Source organism: Nitrosomonas supralitoralis (assembly GCF_003011925.2).
GTDB lineage: Bacteria > Pseudomonadota > Gammaproteobacteria > Burkholderiales > Nitrosomonadaceae > Nitrosomonas > Nitrosomonas supralitoralis.
Genome location: NZ_PXXU01000015.1, coordinates 37,710 through 55,694, shown reverse-complemented (window position 1 = coordinate 55,694; position 17,985 = coordinate 37,710). Strand labels below are relative to the sequence as shown.

17 protein-coding genes are annotated in these 17,985 nt (G+C 43.1%); 12 read left to right on the top strand and 5 right to left on the bottom strand.

Going from position 1 to position 17,985, the window contains the following annotated elements; genetic code table 11:
• Nucleotides 1-17 precede the first annotated feature (17 nt).
• Nucleotides 18-2,816, bottom strand: a complete 2,799-nt coding sequence (gene ppc / locus C7H79_RS06810) for a phosphoenolpyruvate carboxylase (RefSeq protein ID WP_106706539.1) — start codon at nucleotides 2,814-2,816, stop codon at nucleotides 18-20.
• A gap of 124 nt (nucleotides 2,817-2,940) precedes the next feature.
• Here ppc and hemC point away from each other — a divergent pair, with 124 nt between their 5' ends.
• The 3 genes from hemC (at nucleotide 2,941) to C7H79_RS06795 (ending at nucleotide 6,008) form a co-directional block, all read left to right on the top strand.
• Nucleotides 2,941-3,897, top strand: a complete 957-nt coding sequence (hemC, locus tag C7H79_RS06805) for a hydroxymethylbilane synthase (RefSeq protein WP_106706538.1) — start codon at nucleotides 2,941-2,943, stop codon at nucleotides 3,895-3,897.
• A gap of 2 nt (nucleotides 3,898-3,899) precedes the next feature.
• Entirely contained in the window at nucleotides 3,900-4,685 is a 786-nt protein-coding gene (locus C7H79_RS06800) for a uroporphyrinogen-III synthase (protein WP_106706537.1), read from the top strand.
• A gap of 147 nt (nucleotides 4,686-4,832) precedes the next feature.
• Nucleotides 4,833-6,008, top strand: a complete 1,176-nt coding sequence (locus C7H79_RS06795; protein ID WP_106706536.1) for a heme biosynthesis HemY N-terminal domain-containing protein — start codon at nucleotides 4,833-4,835, stop codon at nucleotides 6,006-6,008.
• Between the two features lie 254 nt (nucleotides 6,009-6,262).
• Here C7H79_RS06795 and C7H79_RS06790 read toward each other — a convergent pair whose 3' ends face one another.
• Complete coding sequence (locus C7H79_RS06790; RefSeq protein ID WP_106706535.1) at nucleotides 6,263-6,574, bottom strand: DUF1840 domain-containing protein; 312 nt, start codon at nucleotides 6,572-6,574, stop codon at nucleotides 6,263-6,265.
• Between the two features lie 61 nt (nucleotides 6,575-6,635).
• Nucleotides 6,636-7,259 (bottom strand): HNH endonuclease family protein, encoded by a 624-nt coding sequence (locus C7H79_RS06785; protein ID WP_106706534.1) that lies wholly within the window; start codon nucleotides 7,257-7,259, stop codon nucleotides 6,636-6,638.
• 358 nt (nucleotides 7,260-7,617) lie between these two features.
• Between C7H79_RS06785 and C7H79_RS06780 the strand changes: the two genes are divergently transcribed.
• Both C7H79_RS06780 and C7H79_RS06775 read left to right on the top strand, forming a co-directional pair.
• Nucleotides 7,618-8,130: a hypothetical protein gene (locus C7H79_RS06780; protein ID WP_106706533.1), complete on the top strand. Its 513-nt coding sequence runs from the start codon at nucleotides 7,618-7,620 to the stop codon at nucleotides 8,128-8,130.
• Between the two features lie 810 nt (nucleotides 8,131-8,940).
• The gene (locus tag C7H79_RS06775; RefSeq protein WP_147383566.1) at nucleotides 8,941-9,492 is read left to right on the top strand and encodes a hypothetical protein; all 552 of its coding nucleotides are present in this window, start codon (nucleotides 8,941-8,943) and stop codon (nucleotides 9,490-9,492) included.
• 412 nt (nucleotides 9,493-9,904) lie between these two features.
• On the opposite strand, the gene C7H79_RS06770 is transcribed toward C7H79_RS06775, so the two are convergent.
• On the bottom strand, nucleotides 9,905-10,357 hold the full coding sequence (locus C7H79_RS06770; RefSeq protein ID WP_106706531.1) for a rhodanese-like domain-containing protein: 453 nt from the start codon (nucleotides 10,355-10,357) through the stop codon (nucleotides 9,905-9,907).
• A 108-nt stretch (nucleotides 10,358-10,465) separates the two neighbouring features.
• On the opposite strand from C7H79_RS06770, the gene C7H79_RS06765 reads away from it, so the two are divergent.
• The 5 genes from C7H79_RS06765 (at nucleotide 10,466) to C7H79_RS19670 (ending at nucleotide 15,140) form a co-directional block, all read left to right on the top strand.
• Nucleotides 10,466-11,200, top strand: a complete 735-nt coding sequence (locus tag C7H79_RS06765; RefSeq protein WP_106706530.1) for a pseudouridine synthase — start codon at nucleotides 10,466-10,468, stop codon at nucleotides 11,198-11,200.
• A gap of 128 nt (nucleotides 11,201-11,328) precedes the next feature.
• A complete protein-coding gene (ettA, locus tag C7H79_RS06760; protein ID WP_106706529.1) occupies nucleotides 11,329-12,993 on the top strand; it encodes an energy-dependent translational throttle protein EttA in 1,665 nt (554 codons plus the stop codon).
• 36 nt (nucleotides 12,994-13,029) lie between these two features.
• A complete protein-coding gene (locus C7H79_RS06755) occupies nucleotides 13,030-14,133 on the top strand; it encodes an AAA family ATPase (protein WP_106706528.1) in 1,104 nt (367 codons plus the stop codon).
• Entirely contained in the window at nucleotides 14,102-14,830 is a 729-nt protein-coding gene (locus C7H79_RS06750; protein WP_106706527.1) for a DUF4276 family protein, read from the top strand. Before C7H79_RS06755 ends, C7H79_RS06750 begins: the two co-directional genes overlap by 32 nt.
• Nucleotides 14,831-15,068: 238 nt before the next feature.
• A complete protein-coding gene (locus C7H79_RS19670) occupies nucleotides 15,069-15,140 on the top strand; it encodes a type II toxin-antitoxin system YoeB family toxin (protein WP_309477321.1) in 72 nt (23 codons plus the stop codon).
• A gap of 132 nt (nucleotides 15,141-15,272) precedes the next feature.
• Here the strand turns inward: C7H79_RS19670 and C7H79_RS06735 are convergent, their stop codons facing one another.
• Entirely contained in the window at nucleotides 15,273-15,665 is a 393-nt protein-coding gene (locus C7H79_RS06735; protein WP_106706526.1) for a hypothetical protein, read from the bottom strand.
• Between the two features lie 330 nt (nucleotides 15,666-15,995).
• Between C7H79_RS06735 and C7H79_RS06730 the strand changes: the two genes are divergently transcribed.
• Both C7H79_RS06730 and C7H79_RS06725 read left to right on the top strand, forming a co-directional pair.
• Nucleotides 15,996-17,597 carry a galactose oxidase-like domain-containing protein gene (locus C7H79_RS06730; RefSeq protein WP_242447179.1) on the top strand — a complete coding sequence of 534 codons (1,602 nt, stop codon included), beginning with the start codon at nucleotides 15,996-15,998 and terminating at the stop codon, nucleotides 17,595-17,597.
• Nucleotides 17,598-17,653: 56 nt separating this feature from the next.
• Entirely contained in the window at nucleotides 17,654-17,983 is a 330-nt protein-coding gene (locus C7H79_RS06725; protein WP_106706525.1) for a nucleotide pyrophosphohydrolase, read from the top strand.
• Nucleotides 17,984-17,985 lie beyond the last annotated feature (2 nt).

Here is a 17,985-nt window from a genome sequence, read left to right as displayed (position 1 = left end):
ATAAAAAATTATTGCAATTAGCCACTATTGCGTAATCCTGCTGTGACACCATTGATGGTGAGATGGATAGAACGTTTAACTTCTTCACTATCTTCGCCGGATCGGTAGCGGCGAAGCAACTCCACTTGCAAATGATTGAGTGGGTCGATATAGGGGGTTCTATTGCGAATACTACGTGATAATGTTGGGTTATCTTGTAGTAACTCGACATGACCAGTAATCGCAAATAGCCATTTTTCGCTTCTCACCCGTTCTTCCTGGATACGTCCAAAAATTTGCTCACGCAGTGCAACATCATCGACCAATCCAGCATAGCGTGAGGCAATGCCCATGTCTGTCTTAGCTAGCACCATATCCATATTGGACAACAGCGTTTGCATAAAGGGCCATTTCTGATACATTTCCTGCAGTAGTGCCAATCCCTGCTCATTTTGATTATCCTGATTCACAAAGGCTTCCACCGCATGGCCGAAGCCATACCAACCAGGCAACATCATGCGACTCTGACTCCAGCTGAATACCCATGGAATCGCACGTAAATCTTCTATAGCATCGGAATTTCTGCGTGCGGGTGGTCGACTGCCTATGTGTAATCCTGCCATTTCGCGAATTGGTGTGGATTCCAGGAAAAATTGTTTAAATCCAGGCGTCTCGAACACTAAATTTCGATAAGCTGCAAATGAAACCGCAGCAAGTTTATTCATCGCTGGATAATATCGATCCGAATTTGTGCCGATTGAATCATGGCCTAGCAAAGTTGCTTCAATCGTCGCAGCCACTAAAGTTTCAAGATTGCGACGCCCAATCTCTGGTTCAGCGTATTTACTACTGATGACTTCACCTTGTTCGGTCACTCGTATCTGACCATTTACACTGCCGGGAGGTTGTGCCAAGATACTCTGATAACTTGGCCCACCGCCACGTCCAACAGTGCCACCACGCCCATGGAATAGACGCAGTCCAATCTGATGTTTAGCAAAAACCTTAGTCAGTGTAATTTCTGCCTTATAAATCTCCCAATTCGAAGCGATAAACCCGCCATCTTTATTACTATCGGAATATCCCAGCATGACTTCTTGCACACTGCCTACTGAGCTCAAAAGTTTGCGGTAGTATGGTATTGAAAATAATTGATCCATAATCTCACCGCAACTTTGCAAATCTGAGATTGTTTCAAACAATGGGATGATATTAAGCTGCAATTGGGGGGGGTCTCCAATTTGGAGCAAATCCACTTGACGTAATAAGTATGCAACTTCCAGTATATTGATTACACCCGTCGTCATGGAAATAATATAATTCGGCATTGTTGCACGTCCGAAACGCCGATGAATTTCAGCCGCACACTGCAAAATGTGCAATTCAGATTGCGCCGTTTCAGAAAATTCCGAAGGGATAGTTAATAATGGATGTAATCGATTAATTTCTAACAACAGCCAATCAATGCGTTCTGCCTCACTCAATTGCAAGTAATCATTACGACCGGTGTAATATTCAAATAACTCTACTACGACTTGTTCATGTATTTTGCTGTGTTGACGCATATCCAGGGGAGCAAGATGAAAACCAAACACATCTGCAGCTCGCCTCAAATTGCGTAATGCGCCGCGCGCTATCCAAGAAGATTTATGCTGTTTTAGGGATTGAATGATTGCATCAAGATCGTGTATAAATTCAGTACTATCAGCGTAAGGTTCTTTGGCTTCCTCCGTGCTAAGTTGCAAAACTTGGTGTCCAAATTTTTTTGCAGTGGCAACCAATCGAGCCCCTATACTCAGAAAAATCCGCCGATAAGGCTCATCAGATCGATTGGGAATATCTGGTGCAGTTGCAAGCAATTCTCTGACTTCATCACTGACTTCCACCAAGCGTTCGGTCAGGCTCATAGAACGACCTATTTTTTGCACGACATCGATATAGTAATCCAGTGCCACCGCTGATTGACGTTCAACAGCCCGCAACATGACTTCATGTGTGACAAAAGGGTTGCCATCGCGATCTCCGCCAATCCAGCTTCCAATCCGCAGGAATGAGGTCACCAATGGAATATCGCTAGCCAACCGACGCTCAAGCAGATCTTCTATTTTTGCGTAAATGTAAGGGATTTCACTTAAAAACGTATAACTGTAATAAGCCAAACCATTTTCAATCTCATCATAAACGGACAAGCGAGTCGGGCGTAACATGCGCGTTTGCCACAAAATTTGAATTGTAGCGCGCTGATTTTCCTCATTATGTCGTAACTCATTCGGAGTCAACTCAGTCCATGCTCGTTCTTTTAGCAAACGCTCGATGGCTAATTGACAATCCAATATGCTTCTACGCTGCACCTCGGTTGGATGTGCGGTCAGAACCGGAGAAATAATCGCTTTCTTGAAAAAATCAGTAAGAACTGTGCGTGCATCGCTACAGCTTTCCAGTACACGGTCAAGCGCTAATGTCACACTACCTGCCTGTGGCGCTGATCCGGCACGTAGATGGGCCCGCCGTCGTCGGTTATGATGCACGTCCTCTGCAATATTGGAAAGCAATGAGAAATAACTAAAGGCCCGAACTACTGACAATGAATCTTTATCGCTCAATTGCTTGAGTATCGCTTCTAATTCAGGCCTTGCAGTGAGATCTTGTTCTCGACGAAAACGAATCGCTATTTGGCGTATATTTTCCACCAACTCATAGGCGTTATCTCCTTCTTGCTCACGTACCGTGTCGCCCAGCATACGTCCAAGAAAACGAATGTCTTCGCGCAATGGCAAATCTTTATCATTTACTAACTTAGTACTAACATCATAATTCTCTGAATCAACATCGTTCATTACGTTTCACATCCACTATAAAAAATGAAACCAGCGCTCACTCGCAACACGCCAAGTCAGAGCTGGCCATGCTAAAATAATCACCAGTAAGAATTTTTTGTAATTTTTTCATTTTATATTATTAATGCCCAATTCACTTTTATTTCCCAAGAAAATCGTCATTGCTTCACGAGAAAGCTTACTTGCCATGTGGCAAGCCAAATTCATTCAAAAATGTTTAAGTGAATTATACCCGCAAACTGAAATCAGCATACTTGGCATGACAACACGCGGTGATCAAATACTGGATCAATCATTATCTAAGATTGGCGGAAAAGGCTTATTCATTAAAGAACTTGAACAGGCTCTGGAAGAGGGTCGTGCTGATATTGCAGTGCATTCTATGAAAGACATGCCTATGAACGTTCCAGAAGGGTTCCAACTCGCTGTCATAACTGAGCGAGAAGATCCACGCGATGCTTTTGTATCTAATCACTACGACAGTTTGAGCGCATTACCTGCTGGCAGTGTCGTCGGCACATCGAGCTTACGACGCGAAAGCCAATTGCGTGCACGTTTTCCGCATCTTCAAGTGCAACCATTACGCGGCAATGTTCAGACCCGCTTGCGCAAGCTTGATGAAGAGCAGTATGCAGCGATCATTCTGGCTGCTGCCGGTTTAAAACGACTTGAACTTTCCAGTCGCATTGCAGCATTGCTGCATCCTGAACAAAGCTTGCCCGCAGTTGGGCAAGGCGCTCTGGGAATCGAATGTAGATCTGATCGTATGGATCTGATAAAACTTTTGCAACCACTGCACCATCAGGAAACTGCTTATTGCGTTGAAGCTGAACGTTCAATGAGTCGTGTATTAGGCGGCAGTTGTCAGGTGCCACTTGGAGCTTTTGCTGAAATTAACAACAATAGACTACAGCTTCGTGGATTCGTTGCTCAACCTGATGGTAAACGGATCGTTAGCGGAACATTAGATGGTGAGCCTGAAACAGGTATTGCAATGGGACAGCAATTGGCACAAACGTTAATTAAGCAAGGCGCAGATGAGATTCTGGCTGCTTTGGTACCAGCAGAAGGTTGGAAATAGTATTGCCAGCCAGTAAACAGTTAACCGGGATAAATATACTGGTTACTCGTCCCATACATCAATCTACTTTTCTTGCAGAAGGAATTCATGCCATCGGTGGGAATCCGATTTTACTTCCTGTATTGGAGATTTCTGATACTCCGGATATTGCTCCATTAGTAAATTTGATCAATCACTTGGATGAATTCGACTGGGCAATATTTGTCAGCCCTAATGCTGTCACCAAAAGCATGGATTTAATAATTAAACAACGCGAACTACCTTCCCACTTAAAAATAGCCGCTGTAGGAAAAGGCACTGCAGATACATTAGGGCGCTATGGAGTCAACGAAGTTCTTATTCCAACTGAGTATTTTGATAGTGAAGCGCTACTTAAGCTGGAAGAGTTGCGAGAAATGGCCGGCAAGCGTGTAGTAATTTTTCGTGGCAATGGTGGGCGGGCATTATTGGGTGAAACACTCGTGCAGCGCGGTGCACTTGTCGAATATATCGAATGTTATCTACGCAGAAAACCAGATATTGATACCGCACCCTTGCTTGCCGCATGGTCTCAAGGGAAAATACATGCTGTAATCATTACAAGCAGTGAGGGATTGCATAATTTATTTGACATAATAGGCAAGCTTGGCCAACAATTACTGAAAACAACCCCAGTTTTTACAGCTCATGAGCGCATTGTGCAAGTAGCTAAGGAATTAGGGTTGGAAAAAATCGTAAAAGTACCATACGCTGGCGATGAAGGTTTATTGAAAAGTTTGCAAACATACTTTCAGGCAATAGAAAGTTAGTGTCGTTTTGAATGAGATATAAGAAAAGGAGTTCAAAAAAAGCTATAAATCTTGCACATTAATTTTGCTCGCCGCAAGTGGTGAGTTTGTATATACGTTCTTGATTTAAATTAATAATGATCGACTCTACTGCAATGAGGGGAATATATGAAACTGATACTCTGGCTAATAGCACTATTCACTGCTGCTGTAGCTGTTACACTTGCTGCAAAACATATCACCGGGCATGCCTCATTAGTAATGCCGCCCTATCAATTAGAGTTGCCGCTCGACCAGTTTATTATTGGAGTGATTGTAGCTTTTGTAGTTTTTTATTTCCTGGTTCGGCTTATGCTGGGGATATTTGGATTCAGCAAAAGGCATCGTCACAGGAAAACAGACGAGATGCTGCTGTCCGGGTTAAGAGCCTATTTCGAAGGGGATTTTACTACAGCTCAAAAAAATGCCGCCATTGCATTTAAGTTAACAGATTCAACTACTGTCAAATCAATTAGTGCTGTTATCGCGGCTCGCTCAGCACACAAACTCGATCAATTTGCTGCGCGAGATCAGTACCTAAATAGCGCTCTTAATCAAGCGCCGAATGAAAAATCCTTATATCTTTCCGCTAGAACTGAGTTCCAGTTAGATGACGGACAATATCAAGAGGCGCTTAAAACCTTACAGTCATTGTACTCAGATGGGGGATTACAATCAACCGCGATTCTGCAGCTGGAGCTGGAGGCTCAGCAGCAGAGTGGCAATTGGGATGCGGTGATTGAGCTGACTGAAATGCTGGCAAAACGCCAATCAACTAATAAAGCACATATAAAAAAATTAAAGCACGATGCGCAAATAGAGAATATTAGAAGCAAAGCAATCGATTTGCAGTCTTTAAATCAGTATTGGTTGCGCATACCACCAATTGAAAAGATGGATAGTAAACTTTGCGCAGCTGCAGTGCGTGCCTACATCTCTCTTGGAAACTGCGAAACAGCAAATCGGATTATTGAACAAAATATTCCGATTACATGGGATAACAATTTAATTGAACTTTATGCGGAATGCTTGGGCCATCATGTCAATAGACAGATTGAATGCGCTGAAGTTTGGTTGAAATCACAGCCCAACAACGCGCAATTGTTGCTGACGCTTGGTAAACTCTGCACACATTGTGAACTTTGGGGTAAAGCGCAAAATTATTTAGAAGCTAGCTTATCGGTTGAGCCAGGATATAAAGCACATTTTGCATTAGCACAATTAAACGAGAAACTGGGTAAACATGAATTAGCCATGAACCATTATAATAAAGGGCTGGAGTTATCACTAAAACAGTTAATTTAATAAGCCGTTGAGAAATGGTTTTAAGGAAGTTGACAACAAAAAACACAAAAAAGAGAAGCGGGTGAAAAAATGCGTGTAGCTATTTAGCCGCCCCTTGAATTCACCAGGTAATTTATCTTTCTTCGGGGGTTTATACCGCAGGGGTGAAATATCAGTTCAATTTGGGGAGAGTATTCAGCAGACGCATAGTGCCTGGATTGATGCAGTCGATGTATCTAAAACTTTCCCTAAAATGATTGTTTAAAAAAGTAATTTTATTTCCACATCACATTGCATTCTGCATCTGCTGCTGCACTAAGCAATTCGATTAAAGGTAGAGCTCTATTAGCAATACTCACCTTAGGCTCGTCCTTGTTTTCCTCGTCCTCATTTTCTTCCTCAACGGGTGTTGATGCCTTTTCCGCATTTATGGCTGATTCTAATCGGTCAAGCGCCGCAGGTACATCAGTTGCCAGAATAGCACCGGGCACTGTCTTGCTGTGCCCCATCATTTCAATCATGGTAAGTGCAACGTCGCTGAACATTGTTATGTCAGCATGAGCATCGGTTGAAAAAGTTACGAGCATTTAATCCTCCTCGAGTAAATAAAAATATCAGGCACACTTTTTTGGCGCGACTCAGAAGTTCTCAGCTACAGGTATTAGCCAATGCACTCAGTGTTACTGATTCATCTCTAGTATAACGTAATCTGTACTTATCTTTGATATGCTTCCAGCGCTTTCCATATTCACACCAAAAAGATTTTAACGGCGGCAACCATTCATGCGGGGCTTTATCTGACTTCGATCGATTAGCTGAATTGGATACAGTAAGCAGATTTTCAAAATCGTTTGCAAAAGTTCTGCGCTGTGCTTTGGTCCAATTTTCCGCACCATTTTTATGCGCATGAGCTAATGGAACAATATGATCAATATCTACATCTGTAGCCTTAGTATACGTTTTCCCGGTATATGCTCCATACCATTCACCATAGATAACAGTGCACTCTTTCGAATCTTTAAATTGTACCGGTTTCTTGCTGGTCGCTATCAGTAATTCTTGCCGCGTATTTTGGCAGTCACCATCAGCATCTATCCAGTGCGGCCAGTCTTTTCTGTTGTATGGAGTGGAAGGCGCAGCATGATCAGGATAACTGGTGACTGGTTGGCGTGTGACTGGAAAATCACGTTTTTCTAAGGCGCAACTTGATAATGTTATCAGTGCTGCAATAAGGAAAATAATTGAAATGGTTTTTTTATTGGTTTGTTTCATAAAGCATTTGGAATAATTCTGCCTCAATTTGTTTAACGTTATGCAGATAGCATAGGCTTACCCATCATAAAGAGAAAAAATGAAGTTGCTACTAAGAATAGATAGTTAATATCTTTTTGAATTTTGAAACACCCGCAAGCGGTACATCTATGGAAGTATCTTGCTTATCTCTGATAATCTGAGTTGACGATAAAAGCTTCTCAAAGCTATATAAAATGGCTCCACATTCGCTTTGTCCATATGCAGCAGATGTGGACTGCTTTACAATAATCTTAAAGTTTCCAGATATATTTACGTTATTCGGATGGGGGCTGAATTTGTTCTTTAATAGTTGTTTAATCTTTATTTGGGAGAACTTATGAAAAAAAATATAGCATGGAAAATATGTGCAGCATTTCTGTTTATGGCAGGAGTGCATTCGGCACTGGCTGAAAGTGTAGCTGTGCAGAGCAATACTATTTTCGTCCTTGATAACAGTGTAGCCGGTTCTCAGATAGTTGTAAAAAATCTTCCCGATGGTGCTGCGAATTCATGTCTTATTGATGCAGAATCTAATCTTCTTGGGTTAAGTACAGACACAATTGCAACTGACATCATAGTCAAGAATAGCACTGCTGTTATTACAACTTATAATAATGTCAGCTTGATGACTGATGTTAAGTTAGTGGATGTTTCAAGTTGTCCACTCACTGATATCGTTGATCTCAGTGAGTGTTATGCTTCTTTTCAAGATGGACAATTAACCATACCTTGTCTCAAACATAAGAATGATATAATTTCAGTCATACTTGGACAACGTGGCAATTCCATGAATTTTGAATTTGAGTCCTACAAACCTGGCAAAAGACATGATCATGGCAATGATGATTAATATTGCTAACTAAATCTGTTTAATAGTTTCAAGCCAATACCAAATTACTAACTGGTTTGGGCATTATCGAACTTATAGCCTTCGCAAAAAATAAAGTGTTGTAGATTCAGGTCTTATTTAATCCAGAACGGGAGCTCAAGCTCCCGTTTTGTTTCATGGGCGCTAGTGCTTTATGTTTGTATTACTTGCATTTTTATAAATTATTCAGCGTATTATTCAGGTCAATAACGTCCAACGTTAACTAATCCGCAAAAAATTACTAAAGTTTGTGTAAATGATGTCGTATTGCAAATACGATCGGCTGTAAAGTACGAATTATTTTTGGTATTAGCTTTTACTCCACCTTGCCACAAGTACGTTAGGTAGCTAAAAGCTAAGATTCCTAAGTGTTTTTAAAGTTATTACTGAACATGCCGATAATACAATTGCGCTTTGTGAGAGCGTGCACAACATCACCTTTATCAAAAAGTATCAGGGGGATTCACTAGAATCCTTCTGGTACTCCAAGTAAGTTTCAGCAAAAGTTAAATCGCTTCAGGATTAAATTACTCAAGTGTTTTTTTAATTTGCATTCATCTAAACACCATAGCGTAAAAACATTTGTGCTTTCAGAAAGTAACATTTAATAACTTGTGCGTGTGATTTTTATCACAGAATAAAGCAATATTGAAATGTTAATCTTAACAGGCGCGTATGTTTGTTACTGTATAAAAAATATCTGTTTGATTATCAGGAAGATTTATAAACAGGCATACCCAAGTGAATGCATGTTTTTTGAACTATTTCATAAAAAATCACAGAGAAAATGTTGTGCATAAGAAAATTTTAATTGCATGTACTTTGTTTGCTGTATTAACCAGTACTCATGCCGTCGTGGCTGAAACATTCTCAACAACAGGCTCTCACTTGTATGCAATATTTCCATCCAATAATTTGTTAAACCTTCTTAACCTGAATCTAAGTCCAACTATTACTAATACATCCAGCATCAACAATTTGCAGGCTGACATTTTTAATGCGACTTTCTCATCTATATCAGATCATAACATCACTTTCGTTTTCAAAAAGGATGTCGCGATTGATGGTATGTTGCTTCCTGTGGATTTCACTTTCGATGCATTAATGACCACGGTTTTTGACCGTTTAAACCTACAGCACAATGAGGTAATATATTTGGGTGGCGAAAGTTTCAAGTTGCTGGATGATACTACGGGGAGGTTCGATATTTTCCATCATGCCGATAATAACTTCGCAGTGAAAGTCGAAGTGAAGGTAGTGCCAAAGCCAGAAATTCACGCCATACTACTTATTGGATTGGGATTGCTTAGTTTCACAGCACGCCGCAGGAAACACATCCCTTAACTAGATTTATCTGCTTTTTAAACAGCCTTGTTCAAGAGGCGGAGAGTTGAACTACTTCCTTCCGGCTACTTCAAGCAAGTCTCAGCCAATTGATTCAAAGTAATATGCTTTTGTGGCTGTACCACAATCTGTACTTTTCCTTGAAAACGCTTTCCTTCCAATATTCATAGTAAAAGTATCGGCAGTAGCAATGCAATTGCGCTGAAAAAAAACACTAATTTTGCATTGTTGAGAACAAAAAACATAGATAGTATGGACATTCAAGAAAAACTGAAAGTTGCTCGATCTGGAATAAATATTTTTGAGCAAGAAAGACGAAAGAATTGAATAAATTTCCAAGCCCACGTCAGTTTGTCATTTTCCATAAAATGAAATGCTTCCCTATTGAAGCATCGGTCCTGCAATAATCGAATTAACTCTGCACCCACGGCAATCCAGCTACTTTCCAGCCGGACAGCTTGCCTCGCTGACCGTTTTCGTCTCGGTCGCCCTCAAAACCTTCGAGGACATTATAACAATCAGTAAAACCAGTCTGGCTGGCCATTATGGCGGCCTGATTCGAGCGTGAACCGCTGCGGCAGATGAAGAACACCGGTGCCGTTTTATTGATTTGGCTCGCGAGTCGATCGAGAAAATCCATATTGGGCTGCATACTTGGATAAGCACGCAATTCAATTTCTGCCGCACCGGGAATGCGTCCTACCAAGTCGAGTTCAGCGCGAGAGCGCACATCTACTAATTGTGCTTGAGCAGATTCTTGTAAAATTCGATAAGCTTCCATCGGGAGTAATGCACCTTTGTAGGGAAGCTCCATGTCCTCGGCGCGTTGATGCGCTTTTTCCAGTATAGCTGCGGTAGTTTCCATAAAACGCTCCTGATAATGTGATTAAAAATGATTGCTTGATTGCCTTTATAATAAGGACAACGCTAACCTTCCATTCATTTTTTTTACTACCAACATTATAACCTCTTTATGGAAAAAATCCGCTTATCCAAACTGATGTCAGAACAAGGCTTATGCTCGCGCCGTGAAGCGGATCGCTATATTGATCTGGGTTGGGTGTTTGTTGATGGGGAACAGATTTCCGAGTTGGGCACCAAAATTTATCCCACGCAAAAAATCAAATTGAACAAGGCGGCTCAATCGCAGCAAAGCAATTTGGTAACCATCTTGCTTAATAAACCTATCGGTTATGTATCTGGACAGCCTGAACCGGGCTATCAGCCTGCTGTTGTTCTGATCAAACCAGAAAAACAATTTATTTCCCATCAGTCAGCTAAACGTTTTCAGCCAGCGCACTTGAGAAATCTGGCACCGGCAGGCCGGCTTGATATCGATTCGCAGGGCTTGCTGGTGCTGACGCAGGATGGCCGTATTGCGAAACAATTGATTGGCGAGAATTCTCGCATTGATAAAGAATATCTGGTGCGGGTTGAAGGTGCTTTGCCTCCGGCCAAGCTGGCGTTGCTTAATCACGGCTTGAATCTTGACGGCCAAGCACTAAAACCGGCGCAAGTGAGCTGGCAAAATCGGGATCAATTGCGATTTATCTTGCACGAAGGAAAAAAGCGTCAGATCCGCCGTATGTGCGAGTTGGTGAATTTAAAAGTCACCGGCTTAAAGCGTGTGCGTATCGGCAAAGTCCAACTAAGCAATTTGCCGGAAGGGCAATGGCGCTATCTGGAGGATGGCGAGAAGTTTTGGTGATGATTTTTTGGAGATTAACGATGATCCTGCGCCTCTGCTTTCAATGCTTAAGCACGTGCGTTACACTCTTTCATTATCGTTTTAAGTATTCATACTTTTTCTTCCATTCAAATAAGATTATTTAACCTATGGCCCAATATGTAATGTCTATGCTCCGTGTGAGCAAAATGGTTCCACCCAAGCGTCAGATTATCAAAGATATTTCACTCAGCTTCTTCCCTGGTGCAAAAATCGGTTTGCTCGGATTGAACGGCTCTGGAAAGTCAACTGTGCTGCGTATCATGGCCGATGTAGATAAGGAATTTGAAGGTGAGGTACAGCGTCTGCCGGATATCCGCATAGGATATCTGCCGCAAGAACCTCAACTGAATCCTGAATATACCGTACGTCAAGAAGTTGAAGAAGCAATGGGCGAAGTGATGCAGGCGCAGAAGAAACTGGACGAAGTGTACGCAGCTTACGCCGAGGAAGGCGCCGATTTTGATGCACTGGCCACTGAGCAAGCTCGTCTGGAAGCGATTATTGCTATGGCTGGCAGCGATACCGAGCACCAGATGGAGATTGCCGCCGATGCGTTGCGCTTGCCGCCATGGGATGCGGTGGTTAAAAATTTGTCCGGTGGAGAAAAGCGTCGCGTGGCGTTATGCAAGCTGTTGTTGGAAAAGCCGGATATGCTGTTATTGGACGAACCGACCAACCATTTGGATGCGGAATCGGTCGAATGGCTGGAGCAGTTTCTGGTGCGTTTTCCCGGCACGGTCGTAGCGGTGACACACGATCGTTACTTCCTCGATAACGCTGCTGAGTGGATTCTTGAGCTCGACCGTGGTCACGGCATTCCGTGGAAAGGTAATTATTCCAATTGGCTGGAGCAGAAAGAGGCGCGTCTCGAGCAAGAGCAGAAGCAGGTCGATGCGCACATGAAATCGATGAAGAAAGAGCTGGAATGGGTGCGCCAAAACCCGAAAGGACGGCAGGCGAAATCCAAGGCGCGTATCGCCCGTTTTGAAGAACTCAATTCGCAGGAATACCAGAAGCGCAATGAAACCCAGGAGATTTTCATTCCCGTGGGCGAGCGTCTGGGTAATGAAGTCATTGAGTTTGACGGCGTATCGAAATCCTATGGTGACCGCTTACTGATCGACAATCTGAGTTTCATAGTACCGCCAGGCGCGATTGTCGGCATTATCGGGCCGAACGGCGCGGGTAAATCTACTTTGTTCAAGTTGATTACCGGCAAGGAACAACCGGATTCCGGCGCAGTGAAAATCGGCCACACGGTCCAAATTGCGCATGTCGATCAAGCCCGCGATTCATTGGAAAACGACAAAACCGTATTCGACGCCATTTCCGGCGGCAACGATTTGCTGGTGGTGGGCAAATACACGACGCCGGCGCGGGCCTACCTGGGACGTTTTAACTTTAAGGGTGGTGATCAGCAGAAAATGATCGGTCAACTCTCCGGCGGCGAACGTGGCCGCCTTCATCTGGCTCAAACATTGATTTCAGGTGGCAACGTGCTGCTGCTGGACGAGCCTTCCAATGATCTCGATGTGGAAACGCTGCGCGCACTGGAAGATGCGTTATTGGAATTCGCCGGTTGCGTACTGGTCATCTCGCATGACCGCTGGTTCCTCGATCGCATAGCCACGCATATCCTCGCCGCCGAAGGTGAATCGCAGTGGACCTTCTTCAACGGCAACTATCAGGAATATGAAGCCGATAAGAGAAGCCGTTTGGGCGAAGAAGGCGCGAAACCAAAGCGGATACGGTATAAGCCGATTAGTCGGTAATGGGTCAAATTTTTAATTGAAGTAAAAAAGAAACTCATGCCAGAACTTAACACCATTAGCATAAAAGGTTTCAAGAGTATTTCTTCCATTGAGGTAAAACTGGGAGCTATCAACGTGGTTATTGGTCCGAATGGCTCAGGGAAATCCAATTTCATTGGTGTATTTTCTTTTTTACATTCTATCAGAGAAGGGCATTTGCAAGATTATGTGATCAAGGCTGGCGGGGCCGACAAGGTATTGCATTTTGGTACCAAGATAACCAATAATTTGCAAATACATATTAAGTTTGAGGATGAGAGGAACCAGTACAGAATTAATCTTCAGCCTACCGATGCTGACGAGCTAGTTCCAGAATCCGAGTGGGTTTATTTTTGGGACAAGAGAAATTATTCGGAACCATACAAAGAAGGTATTGCGCGTATTGGCAAAGAGGCCAGTATCAGCGCGCCAAGCTCTAAAAAAGTCGCTAACTATGTGCGCGAGCATCTTGATCGATGGCGGCTTTACCATTTTCACGACACAAGTTCTAGCTCACCGATGAAGAAGACGATGGATATCAATGACAATCGCTATCTACGTCCGGATGGTTCAAACTTGGCTGCATTTCTCTACTTTTTGCGCGAAAAGCACAACACTTCTTATAGTCTTATTCGTCGTACCGTACAGCGAGTAGCACCATTCTTCGATGATTTTCAATTGGAGCCGCAACAATTGAATTCGGAAAAAATTAGATTGGAGTGGAAACACAAAGGCTCAGAGGCTTATTTTGATGCATCTGCACTTTCTGATGGAACGTTGCGCTTTATTGCTTTGGCTACTTTATTTCTTCAACCTATACATTATCAACCATCGGTGATTTTGGTTGATGAACCTGAACTCGGACTGCATCCTTATGCCATTACTTTGCTGACATCACTCATTAGGCAGGCTTCAGTTAATATACAAGTGATTATATCCACACAATCTTCGATCTTGTTGGATCACTTTCAACCAGAAGATGTATTAGTGGCAGATCGGGTGGATGGGGGAACTCAGTTCACTCGACTTGATCCAGTTAAACTGGACGGGTGGTTGCAAGATTACAGTCTGGGTCAGCTCTGGGAAAAAAATGAACTGGGTGGTCGCCCTGGAGCTGAGTGAATCCATGTCTAGATTGCTGATTCATGTTGAGGGTGAAACAGAGGAGACCTTTGTGAATGAGATATTGGCACCACACCTTTATAAATATGGGTATACGAAAGTGAGTGCACGGCTGGTTGGCAATGCACGCCAGCGTGATCGCCGAGGCGGTGTTCGAGCATGGAGCTCGGTACGTAAGGATATTCTAAGACATTTGAAAGAGGATACAGAATGTCTTTCTTCGACGATGATGGATTTTTATGCACTTCCTCAAACTGGCGAAAAGGCTTGGCCGAGACGGGCTGAGGCGGCTCAGCTGGCTTTTCCTGAAAAGGCAATTTCAGTCGAGCGCGCATTGTTAGCAGATATTTGCAACGAGATGGGTAATGGATTCGAGAGAAATCGTTTTTTACCTTACGTTATGATGTATGAATTTGAGGGACTATTATTCAGTGATACCGATAAACTTGGATCAGGTATTGGTAAGCCAGAGTTGTCATCAAAATTTCAGGCTATCCGTGACCAGTTTACAACCCCAGAAGAAATCAATGATTCTCCGCAAACAGCGCCGTCTAAACGAATTATAAGTTTGGTTCCAAACTATGAGAAACCGCTAATGGGAACCTTAGCTATCCTTGAAATTGGACTTGATGCAGTCCGTCAAGAATGCCCACTTTTTCGTAAGTGGTTAGAACGATTAGAACGCCGGTCAGCATAGCCTCTATGGATCCAATTAATTACATATTTGCTTCGCTTACCTGCAAATGCACGTTGGGTATTGGAATCTATCGCCGAATTAGAATCTGGAAAAGGTGTTGTACGCGGCAATTGACCGAATGAATCTGTTTTTTCTCTCCATGCTTGAGAGGATATCTTTATTGGCAAAAAACTGAGAAGCCTTTGGTAAAAAGAATTAATAGTCTGATAAAGGCTATTCAAAAAGCCCTTTCGAGGGGATTGGCAAACCAGGGCCACTGAAGCACAGTTTATCGGGTTATTGGTCAAGACGTATTAATGATGAACATTGAATCGTCTATAAAGTGATCAACAATGATTTGTTCATTGCCCAGCCTCGAAATCACTGATTATGATTTTCGGCTTGTATTGCGCGGAGAAAGAGCGTGTAAGAAGGGGCAGTTTTTATCTTGCCCCGTCCGTAATCAATAAGAGTCACAAATATGGCGCCCTTTAAGATCCTTTTCGCTGGTTGGATAATCCATTTTCGGCAGCATACCCATTGCCATCTCGCCGCATTCTTTGGCTATTCTGATATTTTCATCCTGAGACATGGAAAGCCCGAATTGGATGGCGGTGCTTTGTGCCTGGCTGCGTTTATTTGCTTGGCACAGGGATTTTATTTCTGCTTCCATGGCTTGCGATTTTTTTCCTAATGCTTCCATGGCTTTTTCATCGATCCCAGACATACATTCCTCCATTTGTTGTGCCTGTTGCATTAATTGCTGCATTTGCTCCGGAGTGAAATTCGGTTGTTGGGCATATCCTGGCAGAGATGCCAGCATAAAAATAATGAAAGCTGCGATTTGTTTTTGCATAGGTGGCCTCTCGTTGAATGGTATTTGTTCTATTATTTTACAGGGTTTTATATTTTTGCTTTGTATCGATTGTCTCGAATAAGCTGTTCTACGAATTGTGAATATTTAGTTTTTTGAATGCTGTACTTATAAATACCGCTCAATCGACTTCTACGACCCTGTATTGACGCAAAACAGGACAATTCTCCTACCTAATCGGTGACAACTTTCTCTATCATATCCAAAAAATTTTATGCACTATGTACTGCAATTCACGATTTTTAGATTGCGCTGATCGAATTAACAAGATAAGCATACTCTGATCGTTTATTTGCTTGTGCTGGATGGATAATGATGAATTCAAGAGTGAAAAGGGACATGATGATGACAGTTAGGGGTTTGTCGGTTGCCCAGCGAGGTCGGTACTTTATATTTTTTTGTCTTTTCAGCGTGGTTTTGCTGGCGTTGAGCTTCAGAGGCGCATCCATTGCTATGGCGGCCGGACCTGAAGCGCATATAAAGGGCGAATTCGGCCCCTTACATAACTGGCCGATTATTCCTATAGCCATGATGCTTATGCCGGATGGAAGGGTATTTGCTTACGGTACGAATCCCAGTGGCGTACAGGGTGCCAAGATGTATTTTGCGATTTGGGATCCGTCAATGGGGACAGGGATTGATGCATTTGATGTGTTACCCAATACTACCGAGACTGATATTTTTTGTGCAGGTCAGGCACATATACCTGGAACAGGCGAAGCGTTAATTATCGGAGGTGATGGGCGGGTTAATAATATCCGAAACTATGCGGTTAATGACGTCAATATTTTTGATCCAAGCACTGACACGCTAGTGCGTCAAACCCAGAGTATGGCATTTAAGCGGTGGTATGCAACTGCAGTAACACTTCCTAATGGAGAGCACATTGTGCTGGGTGGACGCAACGACAGGCTCTTTAAAGGATCAAAAACGGCTCCTGCGACGGAAGCCACTTATTCATCTACACCGGAAGTACGGGCAACTGATGGTAACTGGCGTACACTCACCTCAGCAACCAGCGATTATGCTTATGGAGCGCTGGGCGCTTCCTCTTGGTTCTATCCGAGGGCCTGGGTAAATCCTCAGGGGGATTTGTTTATTCTTGCGCATAATGGAAACATGTATAACTTGAACACATCAGGCGATGGCGTGCTTTCGAAATACACTAATAAGATTCAAGCAAGTAAAGCAAGCCTGTCAAGTGTAATGTTTGCACCTGGAAAGATCCTTACAATCCGTAAGGATCGTAAAGCTATTGTTGTTGATCTCAATAATCCTGTAAAACCTATTGTTTCTGGCGCTGGTTTCTTAGCAAAAGACCGCTTGTATGGCACAGCAACCGTGCTGGCGAATGGTCACGTTTGGGTCAATGGCGGTTCATCGACAGGTAACGATTTGGCGGGCGCAGCGCTGGATACGGAATTATGGAATCCTGTTACAAACACATGGAAAGCGACAGCAAGCGCAGCCACGGCGCGTTTGTATCACTCAGCTTCTCTTCTGCTTCCAGATGGAACAGTAATTACAGGTGGTGGCGGTGCGGCAGGTCCTCTAACACAACTCAACGGCGAAATTTATTACCCACCATACTTATTCAAGACGGATGGAAGTGGTGAGCTTGCTCCTCGCCCGGATATTAATGATGCACCCGCGACACCGATAAGCTGGGATCAGCAATTTTCAATCGAAGCAAGCGAAAGTATTGCAAGAGTTACATTGGTGCGCGTTGGTGCTGCTACGCATGCATTTAACCAAGAAACACGTTTCTTTGATTTGCCGTTTTTGGCGGAGGGTAATATAGTAACAGTGCAGTCACCGGCATCACCCAATTTAGCGCCTCCGGGGCATTATTTACTATTTGTCTGGAATGCATCGGGCGTTCCTTCCACAGCCAGATTTATCCAAATCGGTTGAGCTGTCGATTGACTTGTCACACGGCGATTTGTTATTTCAAATAGAATTCTTTTCATGTGAACGATATTAAAGAAATTATCCAGGCGCTCATTAAATTCCGTGATGAACGGGATTGGGCGCAATTTCATACTGCCAAAGATCTTGCGCTGGCATTAAATATCGAAGCCGGAGAGCTGCTCGAAGCCTTTCTATGGAAATCCTCTGAACAAGCGGATATCAATAAGGTGAAGGAAGAGCTTGCCGACGTTATCGCGTTTGCTTTGCTGCTGGCTGAAAAATACGATCTGGATGTGAAACAAATCGTATTGGAAAAAATCAAGCAAAACGCACAGAAATATCCGGCAGATAAATCCAGAGGCAGCGCCAAGAAATATACGGAGTTGTAAGG